The organism is Corallococcus sp. AS-1-6, assembly GCF_020037015.1.
GTDB lineage: Bacteria > Myxococcota > Myxococcia > Myxococcales > Myxococcaceae > Corallococcus.
Map to the genome: position 1 here is coordinate 573517 of NZ_JAIQDE010000001.1, position 26352 is coordinate 599868.

The following is a 26352-nucleotide window of genomic DNA, read 5'->3' on the forward strand; positions in this document are numbered from 1 at the left end:
GAATGCCCTTCACCGAGACAAGCCATGTATCCCCCGAGAACAACAGGGTTTTTCGCCCATCCCAGGGTCAGGAAGGCACTGTTGTCCATCGGTCGATTGGCCGGAAAGGGTGGTGAGGGCAGGGTACCGGCGCTCACGATAGCGCTGATCGCGGCGCAGGCCATTCTGTACGCGTTCGTGGCGTCCGGAGGGCCGCCCGGCGTGGATGCGCTGATCCACTGGGGCGCCAAGTCGGGCCCCCTGGTGACGGACGCGGGGCAGGGCTGGCGGCTGCTGTCCGCCAACCTCCTGCACCGGGACGCCCTGCACCTGGGGCTCAACCTGCTGGTGTTCGCGGGGGTGGGCACGGCGGTGGAGCGCGCGTGCCGGTGGTGGGACTACGTGGCGCTGCTCGCCGTGTCCGGGCTGGCGACGATGGCGGGCTCGCTCTGGTGGTCTCCCACGGTGAGCGTGGGCGCGTCCGGGTGGGTGTTCGGGTGCGTGGGGGCGCTGCTGGTGCTGGGGCGGCGCGGCCGGGGCGAGGCCCGGGGCGCGCGGCCCGGGTGGTTCTCCGGGGAGAACGCGCTGCCCACGGTGCTCGTCTTCCTGTGGCTCGGCTGGACGAGCGTGGGCGTGGACAACGCGGGGCACATGGGCGGGCTGATGGCGGGCCTGCTCGTGGGCGTCCTCCTGCGCTCGCGGGCGTGGGGGGCGGGGGGCGTCCGGGCGGCGGCGCTGGTGGGGCTCGCGGGGCTGGGCGCGGCGGTGGTGGTGATGGAGCGGTCCCGGTGGCGGGTGGAGCACGACGACGGCTTCGGGGTGGCGGTGTCGCTGCCGGACGGCTGGCGCCGCGAGGAGGACGGCCAGGGGCGGAGGGCCTTCTCCAACGGGCTGAAGGGCCTGGGGCGGGCCACGCTCACGGCGGAGGCCATCGAGGCGGGGGAGCCCGGGGACGGCTCGGCGCAGGCCCAGCACTTCCTGGACGCGTCGCTGGTGCCGGGGCGGGCGGGACCGGAGGGGCACACGGTGTCCGCGGGCGCCGTCGAGCCCGCGTCATTGGGAGGCCGGCCCGCGCAGCGGATCCGCGCGGAGCTGGACGGGGTGGGGGGGCGGACCCACCTGGTGGCGTGGTTCGTGCCGCGCGGGGAGTGGGTGTACCGCATCGTCTTCACCTGGCCCCAGGCCTACCCGGCCTACGCGCGGGTGGTGGAGCGGATGACGGCGGACGTGCGCTTCGAGGAGCCCGCGAGCCTGCGGGTCGCCCGGGCCCGGGCGTTGCTGGTGCCGGGCGTGGCGGGGCCGCTGCGGGAGCTGGGGCTCGCCCTGCGGCGGTGGGGGCTGCCGGCGGATGCCGTGGAGCCCCTGGCGTCGGCGGTGCGGCTGGCGCCCACCCAGGTGGACACGCGCGTGGAGCTGGCCCGCGCGTACTTCGAGTCCGGACAGGTGGAGGCGGGCTGCCACGCGGCGGCGGAGGCCCGGGTGTACGGGCCGTCCGACACGGGCGCGCTGGAGGCGGGCGTGCGCTGCGCGCTGGCGAGGGGAGACACGGCCGAGGCCTTGCTGCGCCTGGAGGAGGCCCGCCGCGTGGACCCCCGGGATGCGCGCCTGCGCGCGGCCGAGGGCGCCTTGAAGGCGGCGGTCGAGGGGCCGGAGCGCTCCCCACCGCGGCGGTGACGCCGTCTCACCTCGCGCCGAACGGGCGCACCGCGAGCCCCGCGCCCAGCATCCCCTCGTCGCGCCGGAAGAGGCCCGCGTCGCTCTTCACGCCCGTGGCCGTGAGCCGCACGACCACCGGCGCGTCGTTGACCGCGAGGAGCACGTGCTCCAGCGCGACCTCGCCCCGCGCCCGGAACCCGGCGCCGCCGTCGGAGCCGAAGCTCCAGCCGGCGAGCCCCGTCGCGCGCAGGGCCCACCTGCCATCCCGCGTCTCCCAGCCCGCGTCGATCAGCAGCGACGTGAAGGGGGACACCTCGTTGCGGGTGCCGTCCGGCGCGTGTCGCAGGGCATGGCTCGCGGCGGGGCCCACGGCCAGCCAGCCCCGCTCCGTGTTCGTGCGGAGCGGATCCAACAGCAGCCCCACGCGCCCCGTCTCCAGCGTCCAGCCCGGGCCCTCCCAGACGCGCCGCTCCAGGTGCGCCGCGCGCACGGCGAGGGCCACGTCGAACGGGAAGGGGATGCGCCGGGGCCGGCCGATGGAGACGAGCAGGGAGCCCTCCTCCACGTGCCTGCGCAGCAGGCCGTCGTACGCGGTGAAGGTCAGCCCCTGCTGCTCGCCGCCCCACGCCTCCGTCATGAGCAGCCGGTGCGAATCAATCCACAGCGAGTCCGCCTTGCTGCCGCTCGTGCGCACCCAGCGGACCAGGAACCCCGTGCGCACGGCGAGGGACTCCGCGTCGTCCTGCACGCGCAGGCCGGTGCCCAGCACCCAGCCGGTGCCGGGGTCGAAGCAGGTGGGGAACGTCTCCCCGGCCGCCGTCCGGCCCTGACAGGACAGGCCGGGCGTGGTGCCCAGGAGCAACGCCAGCGCGAGCGCCACCATCCCGGGCCTAGCCCTTCCCGGGAGGGGACGCCGGCGCGGACCTCCTGGCCGGGGCCCACAGGGAGAAGCGCAGGCCCGCCTGCGCGGACCACTCCCAGCCGGCGGGCGCGTTCGCCACGTCGTCCCGCCACGTCCCGCGCCCGTCCAGCGTCACGCTCACGGGCTGGTCGTTGATGGCCAGGACGATGAGCTCATAGCCCGCGCGCAGCCGCAGCCGCTCCGGACGCAGGGGCCGGCCCTCCACGGCTTGCGCGAGGAGCACCTTCTGGGCCTCCGCGCCGAAGCGCACGTGGTGGAAGCCGTCGCGGTCCAGGGTGAGGTCCCCCTCCAGCGCCGCCGCGGGGACGAGCGTGAAGAAGCCGTTCGTGCGGTCGCGCTCCACGGCGGGCCCGGTCCGCAGGCGCACGTAGGACACGAGGTCGCTCGAGTGCCACAGGTCCAGCGTCACCTGCGTCGTGGCCACGGAGAGGAAGTCCCCGTGCGCGTCCCCACGGCGCACCTGCTCGCCGTGGAGCAGCTCCATCCAGAAGCCCAGGTTGGCGTGGATGTCGAAGCGCCGGGGGCGGCCGTAGAAGGTCGTCACCCGGAAGAGCGGCGCGTCGTTCTGGCTGCGGAAGTCGTAGCGCAGGAGCGTGACGTCGTAGGAGGCCGCGTCGCCCAGGTACAGCTCCGTGTCCAGCAGCGTCATCCGGTGCAGCCGCTCCGAGTCCCCCGGCCACTCCAGGTCCACGCCGAAGTCCACCCGCACGCGCTCGTCCAGGCGGTCCGTCTCGCGCAGCCAGCGCGGCGCCCAGGCCCCGCCCACGTAGACGCGCCGGTGCAGGTCGAAGTTGTACTGGAGCACCCGGCCACGCTCGTCGCGGTACCAGCCCGGCGGCGCCTCCGCGATGGCGGGCACCAGGCGGTACTGGCGCACCGTCTCCATGGGCATCAGGTTCGACACGCACCTGTCCACCCGCTGCAGGGGCTGGTCCTTCTCATGGCCCTCCGAGTCCAGCTCGTTGGCGGGCGACACCAGGCACTGCTTCTTCGCGTCGTCGCAGCGGGCGCGCCAGGCCCCGGAGGGAACGGCCGGCGTGGGCGGCAGGGCGAGGCACCGCGCCTGCCCGGCGGAGGGCTGCTGGGGAGACGACGCGTCCGGAAGGGCCATCTGGAGGTCCCATGGCTCCGGCTCCTCCGGCGCCTCCACCTGCCCCAGCAGGAGGGCACATCCCAGGGTCACCGCTGAAACCAGCATCACTGCTCCTTGATGAGCGGCCCGCCGCGCTCCGGCCACGCGGTCGGGGTTCGTGATGGGGGCCCCTACAAGGCCCGTGCCCCTGGCGGGACGACGGTGTTTCGCGGACTTGCCCGTGCGGCTGTGCAGGCGCCTGCACAGCACCTGTGCACGCGGCGGCGCGTGCGCTGGCGCGAGAACGACGCACCCCCTTCCAGGTCGGTCGACCGGCGGGGGTGGGGGGGATATAAGCCCCCCGGCCCCATGGGGTTCACGGGGGCCCGTCCCGGACGACGAAGGAGCACGCGCGCGTGGCAAGCGACGGCGAAAAGAACTCGCAGGGGGAATCCACCTTCACCCAGGCCATCCTCGGTGAGGACACCCTGACGTCTTCATGGGGGCGGCGGTGGCTGGCCCTGTCCTTCAGCGCGCGCGTCGTGCTGGCGACCGCGGGCTTCGCGGCGCTGCTCTTCGTGCCCTACCTGGGCGCGGTCGGCCTGTGGGACCCCTGGGAGACCCACTACGGCGAAGTGGGCCGGCAGATGATCCAGCGCTCCGACTACGTCTATCCCTTCTGGGAGAACGCGTGGTTCTTCTCCAAGCCGCCGCTCACCATGTGGATGCAGGCGCTGGGGATGAACCTCGTCGGCGCGCTCCGGGGCGACGGCGCCATGGGGCTCTACACGGAGTGGGGCATGCGCATGCCCTTCGCGCTGCTGAGCATCACCGCCGTGGCGCTCCTGTCGCTGGCGGTGGCGCGGGTGGTGAACATGCGCGCGGGCCTGGCCACGGGCTTCGTGCTGGCCACCATGCCGCTGTACTTCCTGCTCACCCGGCAGACCGTCACCGACACGCCCTTCGTCACCACCTTCGTGTGCGCCATGGCGTGCGCCATCATCGGGCAGTTGGACGACACCACGAAGCACCGCGCCGGCTGGTGGTACGCGTTCTATGTCTTCGCGGGCCTGGCCACGCTGGCCAAGGGCCTGCTGGGCGTGGGCCTGCCCGCGGTCATCCTGGTGCTGTACGCGGTGGCCGGCGTCATCCCGTGGAGCCGCGAGAGCCTGGAGGCGCACCTGCGCTGGCTCGCCAGCGGCGAGGTCCGCGCCCAGGTGCGCGCGGGCACGCGGGCCATGCCCGTGCTGTGGGCGCAGATGTACCGGATGAAGCTGGGCACGGGCATCCTCGTGTTCGCGGCGGTGGCGGTGCCCTGGTACCTGACGCTGGTGCTCTTCAACGGCGTGGACGACGAGGGCAAGCTGTTCTGGTACCGCTTCTTCATCCACGACCACCTGAACCGCCTCACCGCGGGCGTGCACACCACCACGCCGGGCGGGTCGTTCACCTACTTCATCGAACAGGGCGGCTTCGCCATCTTCCCGTGGGTGGCGCTGGTGCCCGGCGCGTTCGCGGTCGTGTCGCGCCTCAAGCTGCGCTCGCGGGACAAGGCGGACCACCTGGCGCTCATCGCCGTGCTGTGGGTGGCGTTCGCGTTCTACCTGCTGGCCTCCAGCGCGACGAAGTTCCACCACTACGTGTTCCCCATCCTGCCGGGCCTGTCCGTCCTCATCGCGCTGTTCGTGGACCGGCTGTGGCGGGACGGCATCTCCGAGCACGCGGTGAGCCTCATCTTCGGCCTGGTGCTCTTCATCCTGGTGGGCAAGGACCTGGCGGAGAACCCCAAGGACTTCACCGACCTGTTCGTCTACAACTACGACCGGCCCTATCCGCAGGACCTGGTCTCCAAGCCCATCGCGTTCTTCTCCTCGCGCCCGCTGTGGATGGGCGACCTGGTGACGCTGGTGCTGCTGGCCTTCGGCGTGTATCTGGCCTTCGACGCGTTCTCCTCCAAGGCGAACACGGAGCGCCCGGCCGCCGGGCGGGCCGTCGCGCTGGGCCTGCTGCTCACCGGCGGGGCCACGCTGACGGCGGTGGCGTCGCAGGGGCAGGTGTCCGCGATGGGGCTGTGGGGCGTGGCGCTGGTGGCGCTCGCGGGCTTCCTCTTCTGGCAGGCGTCGCGGCCGGAGGAGGCGCCGGGGCGCACGGTGCTCCAGGTGGTGGGCTTCGGGCTGGCGCTGGTGGGCGTGGCGCTGGCGGTGCGCGGCTTCAAGGGGCCGCCCGCGTCGGACGCGCTGTTCAAGGCCCTGTCCGGCACCATCAACGTGAAGGTGGGCATGGGCTTCGCGTTCGGCGTGGCCGGCGTGCTGGCGGCGGTGGCCGCGCTGCAGCGCTCGCGCGTGCTGCTGTTCAGCACCTTCTGGGGCCTGGCCGCGGCGTTCGCGCTCTGGTTCAACTGGGGCCACTGGGTGGACCTGTCCCACCACTGGACGCAGCGCGACCTGTTCTGGCGCTACTACAACCAGCGCAAGGCGGGGGAGCCCATCGCCGCGTACATGATGAACTGGCGCGGGGAGACGTTCTACTCGCGCAACACGGTGGAGCAGTTCCGCGCCAGCGACGCCAACACGCGCATGCGCCAGTACGTGTCGCGGCCCGGCCGCGAGTGGGCGCTGGTGGAGCACAACCGCGTGAACCTGCTGCGCAACGCCGTGGGCTCCGACAAGACCGTCACCCTCATCGACCGGGACATCAACAACAAGTTCGTCCTGGTGACCATCGAGTGAGCCTCCTCGTCCCGCCCCCGCTCGCGGAGGCGCCCGCGAAGGGCGGCCTGCGCGTGCGCGGCCTGGCGAAGCGCTTCGGTGCGCGCACCGCGGTGGAGGACCTCACCTTCGACGTGCGGCCCGGCGAGGTGTTCGGCCTGCTGGGCCCCAACGGCGCGGGCAAGACGACGACGGTGCGCATGCTGACGGGGCTGCTCAAGCCCTCCAGCGGCGACGCGGAGGTGTGGGGCCACTCCGTCACGCGCGACGGCGAGTCGCTGCGCAAGGTGGTGGGGCTGCTCACCGAGCAGCCCGGGCTCTACGACAGGCTCACCGCGCGGGAGAACCTGCGCTTCTTCATGAAGCTGCATGAGATGGACGAGTCCACCGCGTGGCCCCGGGCGAAGCACTACCTGGAGCGCTTCGGGCTGGGAGGCCGCGAGGACGACCCGTGCGGCGGCTTCAGCAAGGGCATGCGCCAGAAGCTGGCCATCGTGCGCACGCTGGTGCACGACCCGCGCGTCATCTTCCTGGACGAGCCCACCAGCGGCCTGGATCCGGAGTCCGCGCGCACCGTGCGCGACGCGGTGGCGGAGCTGGCGTCCGAGGGGCGCACCATCGTGCTGTGCTCGCACAACCTGGCGGAGGTGGAGCGGCTGTGCGAGCGCGTGGCCGTGGTGCGCCGCCGCCTGCTGGCGCTGGGGCCGGTGCGCGACCTGCGCCGCGCGGGCCAGGCGCTGGACGTGCGCGTGGAGGGCGACGCGCAGGGCTTCCTCCCCCACCTTTCGGCGCTGCCCTTCCGGCCCAACGTGCTGGTGGAGGGCGGGCGCCTGCGGGTGATGCTGGCGGACGAGGCCCTGGCGCCGGACGTGGTGGCGTGCCTGGTGGGCGCGGGGGCCCGCGTGCACAGCGTGGTGCCCGCGCAGCGGCCGTTGGAAGAGGTGTACCTGGACCTGCTGCGGGAAGAGGGGACGTGAGCATGGCCTTCCGGCCGCGACGCGCGTTGGCGGTGTTCTGGAAGGACTCGCTGGACCTGCGCAAGAACGTGGGCCTGCTCGTGTCCATGGCGGTGCTGCCGCTGGTGATGGTGACGGTGCCCATCGGCGTGGTGTGGACGTACGTGCGGCAGCCGGACCACGCGGACCTGCGCACGGTGGCGCTCTTCTACGACCCCACGCTGCCCCTGGGCGCGAGCGCGGCGCGCTTCCTCATCGACAAGTCGCTCACGGACTGGTTCGGCATGTTCCTGGTGATGCCCGTCTTCATCCCCATCCTCATCGCGTCCCAGAGCGTGGCGGGGGAGAAGGAGCGCCGCACGCTGGAGCCGCTGCTCGCGTCGCCGGTGTCCGCGGCGGAGCTGGTGGCGGGCAAGTGCCTGGCCGCGCTGGTGCCCGCGGTGGTGCTGACGTGGGCCGCGTTCGCGCTGTTCTGCGTGGGCGTGGACTGGGTGGCGTGGCCGCTGGTGGGCGCGCCGCTGATGCCCAACGCGCTGTGGGGCTTCGGCGTGTTCGTGCTCGCGCCGCTGTTCGCCTTCTTCGGCAACGGCGTCGCGGTGCTCATCTCCGCCCGGGTGAGCGAGGCGCGCATGGCGCAGCAGCTCTCCGCGCTGGTGGTGCTGCCGCTGGTGGGGCTGGTGGGAGGCCAGGTGGCCGGCGTGCTCAAGGCGGGCGTGGGGTACTACGCCATCCAGGGCGCGGTGGTGCTGGTGCTGGACTTCATCCTCCTGGCGGCCAGCATCCGGCTCCTGGACCGGGAACGTCTGGTCAGCCGCTGGGGTTGAGTCACTGGCGGGTTGGAGAGTGGACTGCCAGGGGGCCGGCCGGACGGGCAGGCGCCCGTGAAGCTGTTATGTTCAGGCCAGGATGCCGGGGGAAGCGCGGTGGCGCTTTCGCGCTGGCGGCCCCGCATTTAGGGGTGGGGTTTACGAAGCTTTGAAGACCTGCCGCCCACGCGGCCACGGAGGCGCTGAAACAGACATGGGGATCTTCGACAGCATCAAGGGCGAGGCGCAGCGGAACTTCATCGCCCGCGCGGACAGCGCGAAGGGTGAGATCGTCTACAAGTATCCGGAGAAGAACGTCCGGATGAAGACGCAGCTCACCGTGGACGCGGATGAGGTGGCGCTGTTCGTCAAGGACGGCAAGGTGGAGGGCAAGCTGGGGCCCGGCCGCCACACGCTGGACACCAACAACATCCCGTTCCTGTCGCGCCTGCTGGAGAGCTTCACCGGCGGCAACATGTTCATGGCGGAGATCTTCTTCGTCTCCAACCGTGAGCACACGGGCGTGAAGTTCGGCGGCCCCATTGGTGACGTGCGCGACCCGGAGACGGGCCTGGGCATCGGCACCATGGTGTACGGCGACTTCTCCATCCGCGTGACGGAGCCGGAGAAGCTGGTGGTGGGCCTGGTCGGCATGGGCCGCGCGACCAACGAGGAGTTCCTGGGCTGGTTCAAGGGCCAGGTGCTCAAGGTGACGCGCGACCGCACCGCCGAGCTGCTGGTGAAGAAGAAGTGGCCGCTCTTGGACGTGACGAGCGGCGCCTACGTGGAGGAGATGGAGCAGGAGATCCTCGCCGGCCTGAAGCCGCACGTGGACTCCTACGGCCTCACCATCGTCCGCATGGGCAACTTCGTCGTCAGCATCAAGCCCGAGGACGAAGTCACGCTGAAGAAGCTGTCCAAGGACGTGGCGTACTCGCGGCTGGCGGGCGGCTTCCAGCAGTACGCCCAGGGCCAGGCGATGCTCGGCGCGTCCGAGGGCATGGCCAAGGGCGGTGGCGGCTCCGACGGCGCCATGCAGGGCATGGGCATGGGCATGGGGTTCGGCATGGCGCAGATGTTCGCCAACCAGCAGAACCAGCAGCAGCAGCGCCCCGCGGAGCCCGCGCAGGCGGCGCCTCCCGCGGACACGCGCAGCCCGGCGCAGCGGCTCAAGGAGATCAAGGAGCTGAAGGACGCGGGCGTGCTCTCCGACGAGGAGTACGCCGCCAAGCGCGCGGAGCTGATGAAGCTCTTGTAGTCCCGCGGCTGTCCGCGCTGACTTGAACGAGGGCCCTGTCTCCCCGTGGGGAGGCGGGGCCTTCGCGCTTCTTCAGGGGGCGGGCGTGCCCGGCACGGCGAGGCGCAGTTGTTCGTGCAGCGTCTCCGCGCGCAGGTAGAGGAACTGCACGTCGCCGAAGGCCAGCGTGGCGCCGTCGTGGAGCATCACCTGGGCCTTGAAGCCCAGGGGCGCGCCGTTGATGAAGGTGCCGTTCATGGACTGGGCGTCGCGCACGGAGAAGTCCCCGGCGCCCGCGTTCCAGCGCAGGGTGGCGTGGTGCTGGGAGACGGAGGGCTCCGGCACCACCAGGTCGCACGCGTCGGTGCGGCCCACGGTGAACTCCTCGCCGTCCTGGTTCGGCTGGAGGAAGTGCACCTCCAGGTTGTCGAAGTCGCGCAGCATCGCGAGCAGCCGCTCCTCCATGCGCGAGCGGTGCGCCATCCCCACCGTGCGCAGGCCCACCATGCCGGGGGCCACCACGGCCTTGAAGGCGGCGTCCACGGGCTGCTGGATGAGGACGACGGCGCCGGACGCGGCCCGGAAGGACTCCAGCGAGGCGCTCGCGAAGGGACGGAGCTGTTTCACGGACACCATGGCGTGGACCCTACGTGCAACCGGCGGGAACGGGAAGGGCCCGCCGGGGTGTGGAGGCGTGTGCCTACGAGGCCAGCGGCGTGGCCTGGGCCCGGGGCATCTGGAGCACCGGGGCCGGCGCGGGCGGCGGGGGCGCGGGCGTGTCGTCCAGCCGGCGCAGGTCCAGCTTCATGGGCACCTGGAGCGTGGTGCTCAGCCGCAACAGCAGCACGTCCGGCGCCAGGCCGTTCTCGCCAATCGCCTGCGTCAGCTCGCGCGCGGAGGGCGCGGTGCCCCGGGCCCAGAGCTCCTTGAGGAACGCGCCCGCCTCCGGCGCGTGCCACCACGCCGGGCCGAAGCGCGCCTTGAGCTGCCCCTGGAGCTGCCCCGCCAGGAACCACGCCCGGAAGCTGTCCGCGGACTGGTAGAAGTCCTCCTGGTCCACGAGGTAGCGCTCCACGTCGTCCTCGGTCATGGGCATGGCGCCCGTGCGCGCCATCAGGGCCCGGTAGAGCTCGCGCGGATCCACGTCCGTGCGGCGGTGCAGCTCCAACTGGTAGAGCAGCCGGCCCGCCGCGTGGCGGATGAGGTACAGCTTGTGCGCGCTGGAGGTCGCCAGGTACTGGGCGCGCTTGTCCGCGTCCCCCAGCACGCCCGCGTTCTCCTCCAGCCACACCGGGTCCTCCAGCAGGTCCTCGAAGAGCGCGGAGTACGCCTCGCCCACGGTGGGGTTGCCCAGCCGCGCCAGTTCGAAGCGGGCCTCCTGGGTGAAGGCCGTGTGCAGGAGGTGCCCCACCTCATGCAGCACGCGGCCCTGGTGCAGCACGCCCGTGCCCGGCTTGAAGGACAGCCGCACGTCGGACGGCACCTTGACCGCCATGGCCAGCGGGCGCGGGTTCTTGCGCGGCAGGTCGCGCGCGTCCACCTTCACGTTGGGCAGCGCGTTCAGGTCGATGCCCAGCCCCGCCACCGTGGCCTGCGCCTTCGCCAGCGACTCGCCCTTGGGGAACGCGTCCTCCACCTCGCGCGAGCGGAACAGGCGCGGGATGTCCGCGCGGGAAATCTGCGCGAAGGGCAGCCCCAGCTCGCGCTGCGAGAGCCGCTCCATCACCAGCCGGTACGGTTCCTGGGTGGCCTGGAGGACCTCCTCCGCCAACTGCGCCAGCCGCTCCAGGTCCGCCTGCCGCAGCTCGCTGCCGAAGGCCTCGTAGGACTCGAAGCCCATCTGCGTCACCAGCTCGCGGGTGCGCGTCTCGCGGCGCAGGAGCGTCTGGTTGAGGCGGTGGAGCGCGGGCGTGGCCGCGGCGTAGAGCGCCTTGCGCTTGAGGGCGCTCTTCTCGTTGGCGAGCAGCCGCTCCAGGTCGTGGTAGCGCACCTCGCGCCCGTCCACGCTCAGCTTGAGGGACGCCTCCAGGTTGGCGGAGGCGTCGTTGTGCTCGGCCAGCTCGCGCGACAGGAACTCCCCGGCGAAGTGGCCGTGGAGCGCGGTGAGGGCGCGCAGCTCGCGCGGGTCCTTCGTCAGGTGCCGCAGCCGGTCGATGCGCCGCAGGTTCTCCAGGCTGAAGAGCGCCTGCTTGCCGCTGTAGGTGGCGGCGATGTCCACCGCCTTGCCCTCCGTCCAGAAGTCCCAGACGAGCCGGTGCTGCTCCTCCAGGAGCAGGGCGGCCTCCGCGGACAGGGCGTTCACCTCGCCGGTCAGCAGTTCTTCCTCGCTGGGAGGGGGGACCGCGACCGGGGGCGGCGCCTTGTGACAGGCGCTCAGCAGACACACGGCGGCGGCGAGGAGGGACGGAATCCTTGGGGACATGGGCCGCCCATGTTACTTCCGACCTGCCGATGCCCAACGTAAACCCATGGCGAGCGGCCCGGGGACGCCAGGGCCTCTACTCCGCCCTGCGACAGTTCTTCGCTGGCCAGGGCTACCTGGAAGTGGAGACGCCGCTGCTCGTGCCCACGCCCGGCATGGAGCCGTACATCACCGCCTTCGAGACGCCCTTCGTCCCGGAGACGGACCTGGGCCGGGCGCGCACGCTCTACCTGCACACCAGCCCCGAGTACGCGATGAAGCGCCTGCTCGCGCAGGGCGCCGGGCCGCTGTTCCAGATCTGCAAGGTGTTCCGGAACGGCGAGGTATCCCAGACGCACAACCCGGAGTTCACGCTGCTGGAGTTCTACCGGCCGCACGCGGACTACCACGCCATCATGGACGACCTGGAGGGCGCGCTGGCGGCGGCGGGCCGGGCGGCGGCGGACGCGGAGGAGGGAGAGCCGGGCGCGGACCCCGCCTTCTTCACGCGCACGCCGTACGAGCGCGTGACGGTGCGGGACGCAGTGCTGCGCGCCACGGGCGTGGACATCCACGTGCACTCGGACGGCGCGTCGCTCAAGCGGGCCGCGGACGCGGTGGGCGTGCACACCGGGAGCTCCACGTCCTTCGACGACGTCTTCTTCCACCTCTTCCTGGAGCGGGTGGAGCGGGGGCTGGGCCACGAGCGGCCCACCTTCCTGATTGAATACCCCGCGTCCATGGCGGCCCTGTCCCGGCTGAAGCCCGGCGACGGCCGCGTGGCGGAGCGGGTGGAGCTGTACGCGAAGGGGCTGGAGCTGGCGAACGGCTTCTCCGAACTGACGGACGCGGCGGAGCAGCGCGCGCGGCTGGTGGAGGAGCAGGAGCTGCGCCGCAAGCTGGGCCGTGCCGTGTATCCCCTGGACGAGCGCTTCCTGGAGGCGGTGGGCCGCATGCCGCCGTCCGCGGGCATCGCCGTGGGGCTCGACCGCATCCTGATGCTGCTGCTCGGGGTCCAGCGCATCGAGGACGTCCTCCTGTTCCCCGCGCACGGGTTCGTCTGATGCTCAAGGTGCTCCAGACGGTGTTCGCTGGCGTGGCCACGGTGGGACTCACGGGCGTGACGTCCGCGACGGTGACGGTGCTGTCGGAGCTCAACCAGCACCCGGCGGCGGACAAGGTGCTGCGCGCGTGGGCCCTGTCGGGGCTGGCGTCCGCGGGCGTGCGGCATGAGGCCTTCGGCGTGGAGAACGTCCCGCGCGAGGGCAACGTCGTCTTCGTGAGCAACCACCAGTCGCACTTCGACGCGATGGTGAACTTCGCGCACATCGACAAGCACACGCGCTACGTCGCCAAGGCGGAGCTCTTCAAGGTGCCCGTGTTCGGCCGGGCCATGCGCGTGGCGGGCAACATCCCCGTGCAGCGCACCGGCGGCGCGGATGACCGGGCCCGGCTCCAGGAGGCCGTGACGGCGCTGCGCGAGCGCGTCAGCGTGCTGTTCTACGCCGAAGGCACCCGCAGCCCGGACGGCGAGCTGAGGCCCTTCAAGAAGGGCGCGGCCACGCTGGCCATCCAGGCCCAGGTCCCCGTCGTGCCCATGGCCGTCTCCGGCACCCGGCTCATCCTCCCCAAGGGCGGGCGGGCCATCCAGTGGGGCCAGCGGGTGGCGTTGGTGGTGGGCCCGCCGGTGCCCACCGCGGGGCTGACGTTGGATGACCGCGATACCCTGACCCGCCGCCTGGAAGAAGCGGTGGCCGGGCTGTACGCCGAGGCGCGCCAGCGCTCGGGAGACACTCCATGAAGAAGAGCACCCAGACCCCGTCGCAGGCCCACCCCTGGCACGGCATCTCGCCCGGACCGGAGGCCCCTGAAGTCGTCACCGCGTACATCGAGATCGTCCCCACGGACGCCGTGAAGTACGAGATGGACAAGGAGTCCGGCATCCTGATGCTGGACCGGCCGCAGCGCTTCAGCAGCCAGTGCCCCACGCTCTACGGCTTCATCCCGCGCACGTACTGCGGCGAGCAGGTGGCGAAGCGCTGCGCGGAGCGCACCGGCGTGAAGGAGATCCGCGGCGACGGGGACCCCATCGACATCTGCGTGCTGACGGAGAAGGTCGTCTCCAACGGCAACCTGCTGGTGCACGCGGTGCCCGTGGGCGGCTTCCGCATGGTCGACGGCAACGAGGCCGACGACAAGATCATCGCGGTGCTGGAGTCGGACCTGGTGTACGGCGAGCTCCAGTACATCGCGCAGCTTCCGCGCCCGCTGCTGGACCGCCTGAAGCACTACTTCCTCACCTACAAGCAGATTCCGGGCGAGGGGAAGCGCAGCGTGGAGATCGCGGAGGTCTACGACCGGCCGGAGGCGCTGGAGGTCATCCGCCGCAGCATGCGCGACTACGACAAGCTGTTCGTGGAGCCGGAGGCGAAGCCGGCGAAGAAGTCCGCGCCCGCCGCCCGCCGCAAGCCGTCCGTGGCGAAGGCCGCCGCCAGGGGCCCCATGGGCCGGGGCAACCGGAGCGGGAAGTAGCCGCGTCTTGAAGTGTCCCGCGCGCGGGAAGGGCAGGGCCCCGGCAAGGGCCCCGCTTCCTTTCGCGCGTGGAGCGGGCCTGTCCTACGAGCGGCGGGCGCGCTTGGGCGTGGAGGTCGCGGCGCGCTTGCCCCGGGCCGGAGCGGCGGCCTTGCGCGCTGATTTGGCCTTGGCGGCGGAGGCCGTCTTCGCCACCGCCTTGCCCGCCTTCTGGGTGGCCTTCTTCGCCGCGGTCTTCACGCGGGCGGCGGCCTTCTTGGCCACGGTCTTCACCTTGCCCACGACCTTCTTCGCGGCCTTCTTCGCCGGAGCCACGGCCCGGCGCACGGCGGCCTTCTTGCTCGCGGCGGCCTTCCTGGCCGGCTTCGCGGCGGGGCCGGGGACGGCGGTGCCCCGGGCGGGGAGCTGGTCCACGAGCTTCTTCGGCGCGATGGCGCGGTAGCTCTCGTCGATCCACGCCTTGATGACGGGCACCGGCACCTGCGAGGCCTCCTCGAAGTGGGCGGTCACCCAGCCGCTCTTCCCCAGGCCGTACTCGGTGGGCTCGGTGAAGGGCAGCGTGAGGGCGGCGTCCTTGGACTCGGGCAGCTTCGCGGAGAGGTTCAGCTTCTCGCCGTCGACGGTCATGAAGAGGAAGGTCTTGTCGTTGACCTTCATCGCGCGGTGGCCCCAGGGAAAGTCCTCGTGGGCGCCGGGGTAGCTCATCGCATGTTCGCGCAGCACGGCTTCGACCTTCTGCGTCTCGTTCTCTGCGGGCATGGGCACCTGGCTTCGTTGTGTGTCGTGACAGCTTAACCGCACCTGTCGCATCCAGCGTATTCCCCAATGTGTCGGTCGCCGGAAGACAGACGGGTGATGGAGCACCCGTGGTTTCCCGCATCCGTCGGAGCCCTTGGCCCTAGGTACGGGGTGGCGGGCACGCATAGTCTCGGGGTCAACGCTAAGGAGTCGCTGCCCGATGCCCCAGTCGCTGCTCGCCACGGATGGCTACAAGTTCAGCATGGCGGAGGCCGGCTGGCCCCTGCGGAAGGAAACGTTCTACTACTCGCACCGCAAGGGCGGGCCCCAGGTGATGCCGCTGGACCTGGAGGCGTGGGTGAAGGCACTCCTGCCGGAGCCCCGGCCGGACGACTACGCGTTCCTCGCCCGCCACGACTACGAGATGGGCGTGGGCTTCAAGGCGGCCATCCTGCGCAAGGCGCAGGTGTCCGTGCGCGCCATCCCCCGGGGCGCGGTGTTCCTGCCGCGCGAGCCCATCCTCACCCTCACGGGGCCCTCGGCGCTGGTGTCGTGGCTGGAGCCCATGCTGTTGCAGCTCAACTACCGCGTCCAGGTGGCCACGCAGGCGCTGCAGGACCGCGAGGCCCTGGCCCGGACGCTGGCCACGGTGACGTGCGAGGAGGAGAAGCGCATCGCCCTGGAGACGCTGGATCAGGTGGGCGTGCGCGCCGTGTCCATGCAGGCGGACCCGGAGGGCTACGCGCGGCGCGTGCGCGCGCAGGTGCAGGAGCTGGTGGACGTCGTCGGGGACCCCTCGCGCATCTTCGAGGTGGGCCTGCGCGCGGCGACCTGCCTGGAGCAGCACGCGCTGGCCCTGCGCGCGTGCCAGGAGGCGGGCGTGCAGCGCACGAGCAACGTGGAGGGCGCGCGCGTGCTGGGGATGATCCCCGTGGGCACCATGGGCCACGAGCACGTGCAGCGCTACGGCTCCGACGACGCGGCCTACCGCGCGATGCACGAGCGCCGGCCGCAGCGCTCCAGCTACCTGCTGGACACCTTCGACACGCTGACGTCGGGCATCCCCGCGGCGTTCAAGCTCATCTCGGAGGATCCGCAGGGTGGGGACTCCATCCGCTTCGACTCCGGGAACAAGAAGCTCCAGTACCTGTACGCGGTGACGCGCGCGCGAGACCTGGGCATCAAGCCGGTCATCATCCTGGAGGACGGGCTGGACGCGCAGATGACGCGCGAGTTCGAGGAGCTGCGCAAGCAGGTGGGCTGGGAGCCGGCGACGCAGTTCTACGGCTACGGCGGCCACATCGTGGCGCGCACCATGTTCCATGCGCTGACGCGCGACCGGGTGGCGGCCATCTACAAGCTGTCGTGCTCCGGCGCGACGCCGGTGATGAAGTTCGGCAACGAGCTGGCGGAGGGCAAGCAGAGCGTGCCGGGGACGCCGGTCCTCTTCCGCCGCCGCACGGGCACGGGGCCGCTGGGGCTGGTGGGGCAGGCGGGGGAGGCGACGCCCCAGGGCTACTTCCCGCTGATGGAGTCCGCCCCGTCCACGCCGTCGCTGGTGGGGACCGAAGGCCTGACGCTGGAGGAGCAGCGCATCGGTTACACTGCCACCACGCAGGCGCTGGTGGAGTCCATCACCCGGCGCCACTTCCCGCAGGGCCGCTGACGCCATGGACGCGGCGGCGCCGGCGGGCCTGGAGAGCACGTCATGCCGCTGCCCCCGCCCCGGTTCCACGATGACGCCCGCGTCGGCCAGCTCTACCTGGAGCGCGTGGCGGAGGTCTCCCAGGAGGCCTGGCGCTACGCCGCCGAGCACCGCGTGCGCCCGGCCCGCGAGGACAGCCAGCGCATCGCGGCGTTCGGCATCGACGCGCAGGTGGCCTTCTGCACGCCGGGCGCGAGCCTCTTCGTCCCGGGCGCGGTGGAGGACACGCAGCGCACGCTGCGCTGGCTGTACGCGCACCTGGACCGGCTGACGGGGCTGGTCTTCTCGCTGGACACGCACCGGGCCTTCCAAATCTTCCATCCGGCGTGGTGGCGGGACGCGCAAGGGCGCCCGCCCGAGCCCATGACGGTCATCACCGCGAAGGACGTGCGGGAGGGCCGCTGGCGGGCGACGCGCCACCCGGAGGAGAGCCTGGCGTACTGCGAGGGGCTGGAGGCGAGCGGCCGGTACGTGCTGACCATCTGGCCGTACCACGCGCTCCTGGGCGGACAGAGCCACGCGCTGGTGCCCGCGTTGTACGAGGCGAGCCTCTTCCACGCGCTGGTGCGGGACACGCCCACGCACTTCGAGCTGAAGGGCGAGCACCCGCTGACGGAGAACTACTCCGTGATGGCGCCGGAGGTGACGCAGGTGAAGGGCCAGCGCGTGGGCGAGTTCAACGCGCGGCTGATGGAGCATCTGCTGTCGTTCGACCGCGTGTACGTCTTCGGGCAGGCCAGCTCGCACTGCGTGCTGTCCACGCTGCGCGACCTGCAGCAGTACCTGGAGCGCACGGACAAATCGAAGCTGGGGAACATCTACATCCTGGAGGACGCGATGAGCCCCGTGCCCGCGCCTCCGCTGGAGCCGCTGCCCGCGGCGCTGGACTTCCCGCGCGTGGCGAAGGAGGCCCTGGCGGGCTTCAAGGCCGCGGGGATGCGCGTGGTGCGCACGACGGATCCGCTGGAGTAGGGCCGCGCCGCCGCTACCGGCCCAGCCGCGCGAGCGCCCACTTCGCGGTGGCGTCTCGCAGCGTCTCCCGGGCGGTGGCGCCGGGGCGGGCCTGGCCGCTCAGCTCCACCACCTCCTGGAAGAGGGACAGCTCCGGTCCGTTGTCCCGCTGCACGACGCCCGCGAAGAGCACCACGTGCGTGCCCTGCGCGCGCGCCAGCCGTGCGAGCGCCACGGGCCCCTTGCCCATGGACGTCTGCCGGTCGAAGCGCCCCTCGCCCGTGAGCACCAGGTCCGCGAGCAGCACGCGCCGCTCCATCCCCAGCGCCCGCGCCACCAGGTCATACCCGGACGTGAGCTTCCCGCCGCCGAGCGCCGCGAGCCCGTAGCCCAGGCCTCCCGCCGCGCCCGCGCCCGGGAGGTTCGCGGTGTCCTCGTCCACGATGCGGCAGAACGTGGCCAGCGCCGCCTCCAGCTCCTCCACCGCCGCCGCGTCCGCGCCCTTCTGCGGACCGAAGAGGCGCGCGGAGCCGTCCGCGCCCAGCAGCGGCGTCGTCACGTCCGTGGCGATGAGCAGCTCCACCTGCCCCAGGCGCGGGTGCCTGCCGCTGGCGTCCACGCGCGAGAGCCTGGCGAGGCTCGAGCCCCCCGGCGGCAGCGGCGCCCCGTCCGCGTCCAGGAAGCGGAAGCCCAGCGCCTCCAGCGCGCCCTTGCCGCCGTCCGTGGTGGCGCTGCCGCCCAGGCCGACGATGAGCCGCTCGCACCCCGAGTCCAGCGCCGCGCGCAAGAGCTGCCCCGTGCCGTGCGTGCACGCGGCCCGCGCGTCCCGCTGCTCCGGCGGCACCAGCGCGAGCCCCGAGGCCTGCGCCATCTCCACCACCGCCGTGCGCCCGTCGTCCAGCCGCGCCCAGCAGGCCTCCACCGGCGTGCCCATGGGGCCGCGCACGGTGAGCCTGCGGCGCTCGCCCTTGGGCATGCCCACGAGCAGCGCGTCCAGCGTGCCCGGGCCTCCGTCCGCGAGCGGCGCCACGTCCAGCACCACGTCCAGCGAGGCCTGACGCAGCCCCTCCGCCATGGCGTCCGCGGCCTCGGCCGCGCTCAAGGTGCCCTTGAACTCCTGGGGCGCAAGCAGCCAGCGTGGGGGAATCATGCTCGGGCACCTACAGGCTTGGACCGCGCGGACACGGGGGGACTCCGGTGGGCGCTCCGCCACCGCGTCTGCAGCATGGACGTCATCGTTCCTCCCGGGCCGGGGCGGTATTGACCCCGGCATACCATTCCAGGAGGGGACGTGGCCCCCGCAGTGACGGCATCACGCGTTGTGAAATCCGCTCCAACCGGAGCAGGAGCCGGGACACCTCGTCCGACGGCTGGCGGGCGGGGCCCTGGATGCGCTGACAGAAGAACGTGCGGCAGCCGAACGGCCGGTCCGCGTACACGGTGCAGCGCAGGCCCGCGGCGTCCAGGTAGGGGCAGGCGCCGTCGGCGCGGGGGGGCGGAAGGGGCTTGCTGCGCTTGAGCAGCTCCCACTCGGGGAGCCACAGCCAGGGCTGGCGCTTCGTGACGGCCAACTGGCAGCACTCCCCGCTCGCCGGGCACGAGTACGGGGCGTACGCCGCGTCCGCCTGGCGGTAGACGGTGCGCGTCTCCTGGAGGGCGCGCTCCAACGCCCGCGTCCCGGACGCGGGGGCCTCGTCGTCTGCGTCGTCCCAATCCCGGCGTGCCATGACTGAACCGTTCCCGCACGTCGGGGTCCGCTGGATGGACCCCTTGGATGGGTCCTACCCTATCTCACAGCATGCGCAGGACGAAACATTTGAGGTAGCGCGTCTCGCGCAGGTTGAGGAGGACGGGGTGGTCGCGGCCGGCGCCGCGGCGCTCGATGATCTGCACCCGGCGCTTCGCGTCCGCGGCGGCGGAGGCGAGCATCTCCTCGAAGGCCTGCTCGTCCACGTGGTACGTGCAGCTCGCGGTCACCAGGATGCCGCCGGGGCGCAGGAGCTGGAAGGCGCGCAGGTTGAGCTCCTTGTAGCCGCGCACCGCCGCCGGGATGGCGTCCTTGTTCTTCGCGAAGGAGGGCGGATCGATCACGATGGTGTCGTAGCGCTTGCCCTCGTCCACCGCGTCGCGCAGGAAGTCGAAGGCGTTGGCCGTCACGACCTCCAGGTTGGAGAGCTTGTTGGACTGGGCGTTGTCGCGAAGCTGCGCGGAGGCGGACTCTGAAATCTCCACCGCCGTGACGTGCTTCGCGCGCGTGGCCAACTGGAGCGCGAACCCGCCCACGTAGCTGAAGCAGTCCAGCGCCTCGCCGAAGGCATACTGCGCCGCCATCACGTGGTTCTCGCGCTGGTCCAGGAACGCGCCCGTCTTCTGGCCCTCCAGCAGGTCCGCGCGCATGCGCACCAGGCCCTCGTCGAAGGACACGGGGCCCGGCGGCAGCGCGCCGCGCAAGAGGCCCTTCTCCGGGAGGAGGCCCTCCAGGTGGCGCACGCTCACGTCGGAGCGGTTGACGATGCCCTTGGGGTGGAAGAGCTCCTCCAGCAGGTCCGCGATGAGCGCCTTGCGCTGCTCCATGGCGGGCACCAGGAACTGCACGCTGAGGTAGTCGCCGTAGCGGTCCACCACGAGCCCGGGCAGGCCGTCCGCCTCGCCGTGCACCAGCCGGTACGTCGCCTCGCCGGGCAGCGCCAGCTTGCGCAGCGCCTCGGCGGACTGGAGGCGCTGGCGGAAGAAGTCCGCGTCCACCGGGACGTCGTCGTTGGTGAGCCAGCGCAGGGAAATCTTCGACTGCTTCGAATAGAAGGCCTTGCCCAGGAACCAGCCGCGGCCGTCCACCACGCGGACGACTTCACCGCCCTGGAGGCCGGGGTCGCCGTTGAGGTCCGCGCGGTAGATCCACGGCGGGCCCGCGAGCCAGCGGTCGGAGCCGCGGCGCAGGAGCATCACCTGGGGCGTGCCGTCCGGGCCCAGCTCCGGCGACGTGCGGTCCGCGCGGGGCTTTTCCGGGCGCTGGCCGTGCTTCTCCGGGCGCTGGCCGGGCTTGCCGCCACGTCCGGGGGGAGGGGAGCCGGGCCGGCCGGAGCGGGGGGGAGAGGAGGGCTTCATCAAGGCGTCTCGGAGGGAAAGAGGCGGGAGCGACCGCGCGGCGTATACTCGCAACCCGCGTGAGTTACGAGTTGGTCCTTCAGGCGCGGACCCCAGGCGCCCCCTTCGACATGGCACGGGTGGACGCCCTGCTGGCGGCGCGCCCGGGGACCGGCCGCCCGGACGGCGCGCGCGAGTGGGACCTGGGCGTGGGCACCGTGGAGGTGCTGCCCCTGCGCGACGGCAAGCGGGTGGTGGGCGCGGAGCTGCGCGTGCCGCTGGTGGACGGGGAGGACCTCATCCGCGAGGCGCTGACGGAGGCCGCCGGGCTGGCCCACGAGGCCCGGCTCCGGCTGTTCGACCCGCAGTTGGGAGAGGTCCTCACGGGCGCCGCCACGGAGCGGGTGGTCGAGCAGTACCTGCGCACGGAGCACTACCGGCGCACGGCGAAGCCCATGGAGCTCACCCCCGGCCTGGCGGAGGCGATGGACCGGGCCGAGCGGGTGAACAGCCTGGGCCTGCCGTCCGAGCGCATGTCGCTGACGTCGCGGCTGGTGTTCTTCGCGGTGGGCGGCTTCGCGCTCCTCTACTTCGTGATGCGCTTCCTGATGGCGAAGCTCAACGGGGAGTGAGCCGGGGGGCGCCGGTGACCCCGGGTGGGGACACGGCGTGTGCAGCCGGCAATGAGCGCGGGAGTGAATCTGGCGTTAACGTGCCGGCGTGCTCAAGGCCCTCGTCATCGTCTGCATCCTGTTGCCCCTGGCGGAGCTGTACCTGCTGATCACCCTGGGGCATCACATCGGGTTGGGATCCACGCTCGCGCTGCTGGCGGCCTCCGCCGTGCTGGGGAGCCTCATCGCCCGGAGGCAGGGCGAGAAGGTGTTCCGCAACTGGCGCGAGGCCATGGCCGGAGGCGGCGTGCCCGAGGAGGGCCTGCTCAACGGCGTGCTGGTGCTGGTGGGCGGGGCGCTGCTCATCGCGCCGGGGTTCATCTCGGACGTGATGGGGCTCCTGCTGATGGTGCCGCCGGTGCGCCGTGTGGTGACGGCGCGGGTGCGGCGCTCGCTGGAGCAGACGCTGCGCTCGGGCACGGTGCGCTTCACGCAGGTCGGGCCGGTGCCAGGCGAGGACCCGTTCCTGGACGCCCGGCGCTTCGACCCGCAGGAGACGGCCGCGAAGGTGGAGCCCTCGGAGGAGGGCCCCGCGACCTTCCGCCGCCCCCGGAGCGAAGGGGGCGAGGTGGACGCGGAGTTCACCAGCGACGAGGAACCCCGGGGCTGACGGGCGCGCGCTGGGGCGAGCCGTTCCAGCGCGGCGTCACGGGCGCGGGCAGGGGCGCGGGCGTCTTCGCGGGAGCGCCGGGCTCGGGTTCGGGGGACATGCCCAGGGCGATGCGGGCCTCGGTGGCGTAGTGGCCGTTGGGGAACTCGCGGAGGTACTGGCGGAACTCGTCCTCCGCGTCCGCGGGCAGGTGCTGCCGGTTGAAGCAGCGGCCGCGCAGGATGCGGGCCTGTTCCCGGTGGCTCGTGCGAGGGCTGGCGGTGGCGATCTCCCCCAGGCCCACGAGGAACTGACCGCACGTGGTGCCGGCCGTCTGGACCTTGGCGTAGCCGAGGAAGCGCTCATCGGAGTCGTCCGACAGCAGTCCGCCCGGAACGAGCGCCCCCAGCGTCTTGCGCTTGCGAGGCTCCGAGGGCGTGGCCGGAGCCACGGACGGAGCCTGCACGGCGCCCGGCAGCGGCGCGGAGGACGCGAGCGAACCCGCCGAAGCGCCAGGGTAGGGCGCGAAGTCGTCGGACGGGGTGGACTCGCGCGGATGCACGGGCTGGGGAATCTCCGTGTTGGGCGCCTGCGCCAGCGCCTCTCCCGGCGCGGACATGGCAGGGGCCGCCGGAGCGTTCGGAGTGGCCTGGGCGACAACGGTGCCCGGTGCCTCGGGCATCTTCTGCGCGACGGCCTGGGAAGGCGCGGCGTTGCTCTCTGCCGAATTGGTGCCGGGAGCCGGGGCATCCGGCGTCTTCTGCTGCGCAACGGCCTGTGAATGCGCGGCATCGTTCTCTGCGGACGGAGTGCCAGGAGTCGGGGCCGCAGGCGCCTTCTGAGCAACGGCCTGAGACGTCGCAGCGTTGTTCCCCGCAGGCGGGGCGCTGACAGCCGAGGCATTGGGACTCTTCTGCGCGAAGGCCTGCGAATGCGCGGCGTTGTGCTCTGCGGACGAAGCGCCGGGAGTCGGGGCATCGGGCGTCCTTTGCGCAACGGCGCGCGAATGCGCGGCATTGTCCTCCATGGACGGAGTGCCGGGAGCCGGGGCATCCGGCGCCTTCTTGGCGACGGCCTGCGACGGCGCGGCATGATTCTCCACGGACGCAGTGCCCGGCTTCGAGACCGTGTCGCGGGTCACAACGGACGGGCTCGCATCGCCGCGTGATGGTCCCTTCATCGGGGGCACGATGCTCGCGACCGCGGCAGCGGGCTCCGCGTCCCGCAGGTCCCGGAACGCCTGCCGGTCTCCCGCCGAGAGCTCCCGAGGCTTCATTGCTTCACCCGCGCCCCCGAGCTCCACGCGCTCGCCCGCGCCCACGAAGCGCGGAGGCTGTCCCTCCGCGTCCACTCGCACGCGTCCTTCGAGCACCGCCACCGCGGCTCCGGCCGCCGTGCGCTCCACCGAGAACACCGTCCCCACGACGGACACCCGCAGGCCCGCGGACTCCACCAGGAACGCATCCCGCCGCGCATGCGAGGCCTTCACGGACAGCCGTCCCTGCTGGACGGTCAGGTGCACGGCGTTCGCCTCGGCGCGGGCGAACACCACATCCGAACCCGCCGACAGCCGCACGCGGCTCTCATCCGGAAGCCGCAGCACGGCCGAAGCCTTCGGCGGCGTCCGCACCGCCATGCCCGAGCGCAGCCGCATCCCCGCCGCCAGCGCGTGCTCCACACCCGTGGCCTCCCGCACCACCGCGCCGGTGACGCGCTCCGCCTCCGTGGTGGACGCAGCCTCCGAATGAGCCGCGACCCTCTCAGGCGCCGAAGGGGATTCCGCACCCGACGCGACCGCTCCCTCCGTAACGCCACCCTGCCCACGGGTCTTCAAGTCCACGGGCCGCTCGCCGGAAGCCCCAGCGCCCAGGCCGGTCGCGACCGGGGCCTCCGCTCCTCGCGCCGCATCCTTCCAGCGCGCCCCACCCAGCCACACCACCAGCGCGACGGCGCAGGCCCCCGCGAGCGTCAGCGCCCAGGGCGACAGGAACCGCCGCTCGGGCACCGCCATCCGCTTCGCCGCGGCCGCCTTCAGCTTCGCCCCCGTCTCCTCCCACCGCACGGACGGCTCCACCGAGCGCGCCGTGTGCAGCAGCGTCCGGGCCTCCACCACGCGCTTCCACTCCGCCGCGCACGCGGCGCACTCCGCCACGTGCGCCTCCACGCGAGCCTTGCTGGCGGCGTCCAGCTCCCCCGCGGCCAGCGCCCACAGGGCCTGCGTCTCATGACCGGCCATGGGAACCTCCCACCGGCCGGGCGACGACCAGACGCTGCATGGCTTCGGTGAACTCCAATCTCGCGTGGTGCAGGCGGCTGCGCACGGTGTTGGGAGAGCTTCCCACGGCCAGGGCAATCTCGTCCGCGCTCATGCCGCTCAGCTCGGCGTAGACGAAGACGATGCGCTTCCTGGGCGAGAGCTTCTCCAGCGCCGCCTCCACCAACCTCGCGGCCTGACGACGCTCCGCGGCGCGCTCCGGGTCCTCTCCGGGCGCCACCACCTCCGGCGGGTCCGCGAAGGGGTCCTCCGGCCGGCGCCGCTTCCACCGCAGATGGCTGAGCGCCACGTTGGCGCACACCCGGTAGAGGAACGTCCTGAACCGGGACTCCCCCCGGAAGCCCTTCACCGCCGTGAGCAGCCGCAGGTACGTCTCCTGGAGGAGGTCATCCACCTCCACGCGGTTTCCCACCAGGTGGCGCAGGGTCCGCGCCGCGTCCAGCTTCGTGGCCTCGTAGAGCTGCTCGAAGGCGGTCAGGTCCCCCTGCTGGACCCGCTGGACCAGGAGCCGCAGGCGGGCTTCGTCCGAGGACGCCGGCTCACGCGCGTCCACCGCGCCCACGCCGGACTCCGGCGGGACGGCGGACGCCCACGTGCGCGCTCCTCGGCTGAACACCAGGCCTTCTCCTTCGGGGCGACGCCGGACGTCCCCCTCCTCCAGGAACGCCCTCCAGTCTGTATCGGTGGTCCAGACGAGCACACTGCCTCCGTGCCCCTGGGTCTCCGGAGAGACGAAAAAAGATCAAAATTATTTGATCAATCCGGCCCCCTCTTGCGTCGAAGGCTCTCGAAATCGGATGACCCCCCCGGTGGCCGGTCCGGACCCATCCCATTCCTTTGGAGCCCCCACTCATGAGGAACACCACGCTTCGCGGCACATTGCTCGTGCCGTTCCTTACGCTGTTAGGCCTTTTGTCGGGTTGCATCCTCGAGACGAATGGTGGCGGCTACTGGCCTGACGACGACTACGACACCAGCTACGGCTGCTCCACCACGTCCGACTGCGGCTCCAATCAGTACTGTCGCTCGGGGAGCTGCTGGGACCTGAGTTCCGACTCCCAGAACTGCGTCTATTCGAGCGAGTGTCCCGGCACGCAGATGTGCATCAACGGCTGGTGCGCCCAGTCCTGCTACCGCGACTCGGAATGTGGCGCGGGCGGCCTCTGCAAGGACAACTTCTGCACCTCCGGCACCAAGCCGGACGCGGGCACGGACGGCGGCACCAAGACGGATGGCGGCACGAAGCCGGACGCGGGCACGGACGGCGGCACGAAGCCGGACGCGGGCACGGACGGCGGCACGAAGCCGGACGCGGGCTCCGACGCCGGCACCCCGGTCTGCCGGGTCAATTCTGACTGCGGCACGGACCACTACTGCATCAACGGCACCTGCCGTCAGCAGTGCGACGCGGATGACAAGTGCGGCCCGGGCGGCCTGTGCATCCAGGGCCTGTGCCAGAAGCCGCAGACGGACCCGAACGCGTGCACCACGGAGGCTCAGTGCCCCACGGGCCGCGACTGCGTGAACGGCCAGTGCCGCGCGCCGTGCACCTCCACGACGGAGTGCTCGGCGGACACCAAGTGCGAGGTGGGTTACTGCCTGCCCATCCCGACTGGCGGCCAGTGCCAGGCCAACTGCGAGTGCCCGGCGGGCCAGGTCTGCACCAGCGGCCAGTGCAAGTCGCCGCAGCCGGACCCGGGCCAGGCGTGCCTCGCCAACTGCGACTGCCCCTCCGGCCAGGTGTGCAACAACGGCTACTGCAAGCAGCCGGTGCCGGACGCGGGCTCGGGCAGCAACATCTCCTGCACGGTGAACTGCGAGTGCCCGTCCGGTGAGGTCTGCACCAGCGGCAAGTGCAAGCTGCCCCCGACGCAGCCCACGACGGACGCGGGGACCACCGGCACCGTGTGCCGCGCCAACTGCGAGTGCCCGGCCGGCCAGGCCTGCACCAGCGGCCAGTGCAAGCCGGTGAACCACGGCTCAGGCAAGGTCTGCCAGGCCAACTGCGAGTGCCCATCCGGCGAGCGCTGCCAGGACAACGTCTGCTGGCTGTAGCCGTCAGCGGCTGAC

At 72.1% G+C, this 26352-nt stretch carries 23 protein-coding genes; 13 read left to right on the forward strand and 10 right to left on the reverse strand.

All coding sequences use genetic code 11. The annotated features are described in order from the left end of the window. The first annotated feature begins 81 nt into the window (after positions 1-81). Positions 82-1653, forward strand: coding sequence for a rhomboid family intramembrane serine protease (locus K8612_RS02390; RefSeq protein ID WP_306799592.1), 1572 nt, complete (start codon positions 82-84; stop codon positions 1651-1653). Between the two features lie 7 nt (positions 1654-1660). Here the strand turns inward: K8612_RS02390 and K8612_RS02395 are convergent, their stop codons facing one another. Further along, positions 1661-2518 carry a hypothetical protein gene (locus tag K8612_RS02395; protein WP_223761111.1) on the reverse strand — a complete coding sequence of 286 codons (858 nt, stop codon included), beginning with the start codon at positions 2516-2518 and terminating at the stop codon, positions 1661-1663. Between the two features lie 7 nt (positions 2519-2525). Then, positions 2526-3740, reverse strand: coding sequence for a hypothetical protein (locus K8612_RS02400; RefSeq protein WP_223761112.1), 1215 nt, complete (start codon positions 3738-3740; stop codon positions 2526-2528). Between the two features lie 305 nt (positions 3741-4045). On the opposite strand from K8612_RS02400, the gene K8612_RS02405 reads away from it, so the two are divergent. The 4 genes from K8612_RS02405 to K8612_RS02420 all read left to right on the forward strand — a co-directional run bounded on the left by K8612_RS02405 (position 4046) and on the right by K8612_RS02420 (position 9357). Beyond that, a complete protein-coding gene (locus K8612_RS02405) occupies positions 4046-6358 on the forward strand; it encodes a glycosyltransferase family 39 protein (protein WP_223761113.1) in 2313 nt (770 codons plus the stop codon). Then, a complete protein-coding gene (locus K8612_RS02410; protein ID WP_223739834.1) occupies positions 6355-7314 on the forward strand; it encodes an ABC transporter ATP-binding protein in 960 nt (319 codons plus the stop codon). Before K8612_RS02405 ends, K8612_RS02410 begins: the two co-directional genes overlap by 4 nt. Positions 7315-7316: 2 nt before the next feature. Next, entirely contained in the window at positions 7317-8117 is an 801-nt protein-coding gene (locus tag K8612_RS02415) for an ABC transporter permease subunit (RefSeq protein ID WP_223740134.1), read from the forward strand. 196 nt (positions 8118-8313) lie between these two features. Beyond that, positions 8314-9357, forward strand: coding sequence for an SPFH domain-containing protein (locus K8612_RS02420; protein ID WP_223739833.1), 1044 nt, complete (start codon positions 8314-8316; stop codon positions 9355-9357). A gap of 72 nt (positions 9358-9429) precedes the next feature. Here the strand turns inward: K8612_RS02420 and K8612_RS02425 are convergent, their stop codons facing one another. Beyond that, complete coding sequence (locus K8612_RS02425) at positions 9430-9972, reverse strand: FHA domain-containing protein (protein ID WP_223739832.1); 543 nt, start codon at positions 9970-9972, stop codon at positions 9430-9432. Between the two features lie 64 nt (positions 9973-10036). Further along, on the reverse strand, positions 10037-11758 hold the full coding sequence (locus K8612_RS02430; RefSeq protein ID WP_223761114.1) for a chromosome segregation protein SMC: 1722 nt from the start codon (positions 11756-11758) through the stop codon (positions 10037-10039). Between the two features lie 29 nt (positions 11759-11787). Here K8612_RS02430 and epmA point away from each other — a divergent pair, with 29 nt between their 5' ends. Genes epmA through K8612_RS02445 form a run of 3 tightly spaced genes read left to right on the forward strand, consistent with a single transcriptional unit; the run spans position 11788 to position 14269 of the window. Next, complete coding sequence (gene epmA / locus K8612_RS02435) at positions 11788-12801, forward strand: EF-P lysine aminoacylase EpmA (RefSeq protein ID WP_223761115.1); 1014 nt, start codon at positions 11788-11790, stop codon at positions 12799-12801. Continuing rightward, positions 12801-13538 carry a 1-acyl-sn-glycerol-3-phosphate acyltransferase gene (locus tag K8612_RS02440; protein WP_223739829.1) on the forward strand — a complete coding sequence of 246 codons (738 nt, stop codon included), beginning with the start codon at positions 12801-12803 and terminating at the stop codon, positions 13536-13538. Before epmA ends, K8612_RS02440 begins: the two co-directional genes overlap by 1 nt. Then, the gene (locus K8612_RS02445) at positions 13535-14269 is read left to right on the forward strand and encodes an inorganic pyrophosphatase (protein WP_223761116.1); all 735 of its coding nucleotides are present in this window, start codon (positions 13535-13537) and stop codon (positions 14267-14269) included. Before K8612_RS02440 ends, K8612_RS02445 begins: the two co-directional genes overlap by 4 nt. 84 nt (positions 14270-14353) lie before the next feature. Here the strand turns inward: K8612_RS02445 and K8612_RS02450 are convergent, their stop codons facing one another. Further along, complete coding sequence (locus K8612_RS02450; protein ID WP_223761117.1) at positions 14354-15028, reverse strand: MmcQ/YjbR family DNA-binding protein; 675 nt, start codon at positions 15026-15028, stop codon at positions 14354-14356. Between the two features lie 199 nt (positions 15029-15227). Here K8612_RS02450 and K8612_RS02455 point away from each other — a divergent pair, with 199 nt between their 5' ends. Together K8612_RS02455 and K8612_RS02460 are read left to right on the forward strand one after the other, a co-directional pair. Then, the gene (locus K8612_RS02455) at positions 15228-16673 is read left to right on the forward strand and encodes a nicotinate phosphoribosyltransferase (protein ID WP_223761118.1); all 1446 of its coding nucleotides are present in this window, start codon (positions 15228-15230) and stop codon (positions 16671-16673) included. A 42-nt stretch (positions 16674-16715) separates the two neighbouring features. Beyond that, the gene (locus K8612_RS02460) at positions 16716-17684 is read left to right on the forward strand and encodes a nicotinamidase (RefSeq protein WP_223761119.1); all 969 of its coding nucleotides are present in this window, start codon (positions 16716-16718) and stop codon (positions 17682-17684) included. 13 nt (positions 17685-17697) lie between these two features. On the opposite strand, the gene K8612_RS02465 is transcribed toward K8612_RS02460, so the two are convergent. From K8612_RS02465 to K8612_RS02475, 3 genes are all read right to left on the reverse strand, one after another. Then, complete coding sequence (locus K8612_RS02465; protein WP_223761120.1) at positions 17698-18813, reverse strand: glycerate kinase; 1116 nt, start codon at positions 18811-18813, stop codon at positions 17698-17700. Positions 18814-18895: 82 nt separating this feature from the next. Then, positions 18896-19390: a YkgJ family cysteine cluster protein gene (locus K8612_RS02470; protein ID WP_223739823.1), complete on the reverse strand. Its 495-nt coding sequence runs from the start codon at positions 19388-19390 to the stop codon at positions 18896-18898. 64 nt (positions 19391-19454) lie between these two features. Next, positions 19455-20768, reverse strand: coding sequence for a class I SAM-dependent rRNA methyltransferase (locus K8612_RS02475; RefSeq protein WP_223761121.1), 1314 nt, complete (start codon positions 20766-20768; stop codon positions 19455-19457). 110 nt (positions 20769-20878) lie between these two features. Between K8612_RS02475 and K8612_RS02480 the strand changes: the two genes are divergently transcribed. Beyond that, positions 20879-21379 (forward strand): hypothetical protein, encoded by a 501-nt coding sequence (locus tag K8612_RS02480; RefSeq protein ID WP_223761122.1) that lies wholly within the window; start codon positions 20879-20881, stop codon positions 21377-21379. Positions 21380-21467: 88 nt separating this feature from the next. Next, positions 21468-22028: an FxsA family protein gene (locus K8612_RS02485; protein ID WP_223761123.1), complete on the forward strand. Its 561-nt coding sequence runs from the start codon at positions 21468-21470 to the stop codon at positions 22026-22028. Here the strand turns inward: K8612_RS02485 and K8612_RS02490 are convergent. Both K8612_RS02490 and K8612_RS02495 read right to left on the reverse strand, forming a co-directional pair. Then, entirely contained in the window at positions 22000-24243 is a 2244-nt protein-coding gene (locus tag K8612_RS02490) for a FecR family protein (protein ID WP_223761124.1), read from the reverse strand. The two genes, K8612_RS02485 and K8612_RS02490, sit on opposite strands and share 29 nt — an antisense overlap. Next, positions 24230-24898 carry an RNA polymerase sigma factor gene (locus tag K8612_RS02495; RefSeq protein ID WP_223761125.1) on the reverse strand — a complete coding sequence of 223 codons (669 nt, stop codon included), beginning with the start codon at positions 24896-24898 and terminating at the stop codon, positions 24230-24232. The genes K8612_RS02490 and K8612_RS02495 overlap by 14 nt, the downstream gene beginning before the upstream one ends. Before the next feature lie 236 nt (positions 24899-25134). Here K8612_RS02495 and K8612_RS02500 point away from each other — a divergent pair, with 236 nt between their 5' ends. Further along, a complete protein-coding gene (locus tag K8612_RS02500) occupies positions 25135-26337 on the forward strand; it encodes a hypothetical protein (RefSeq protein ID WP_223739817.1) in 1203 nt (400 codons plus the stop codon). The last annotated feature ends 15 nt before the right edge of the window (positions 26338-26352 follow it).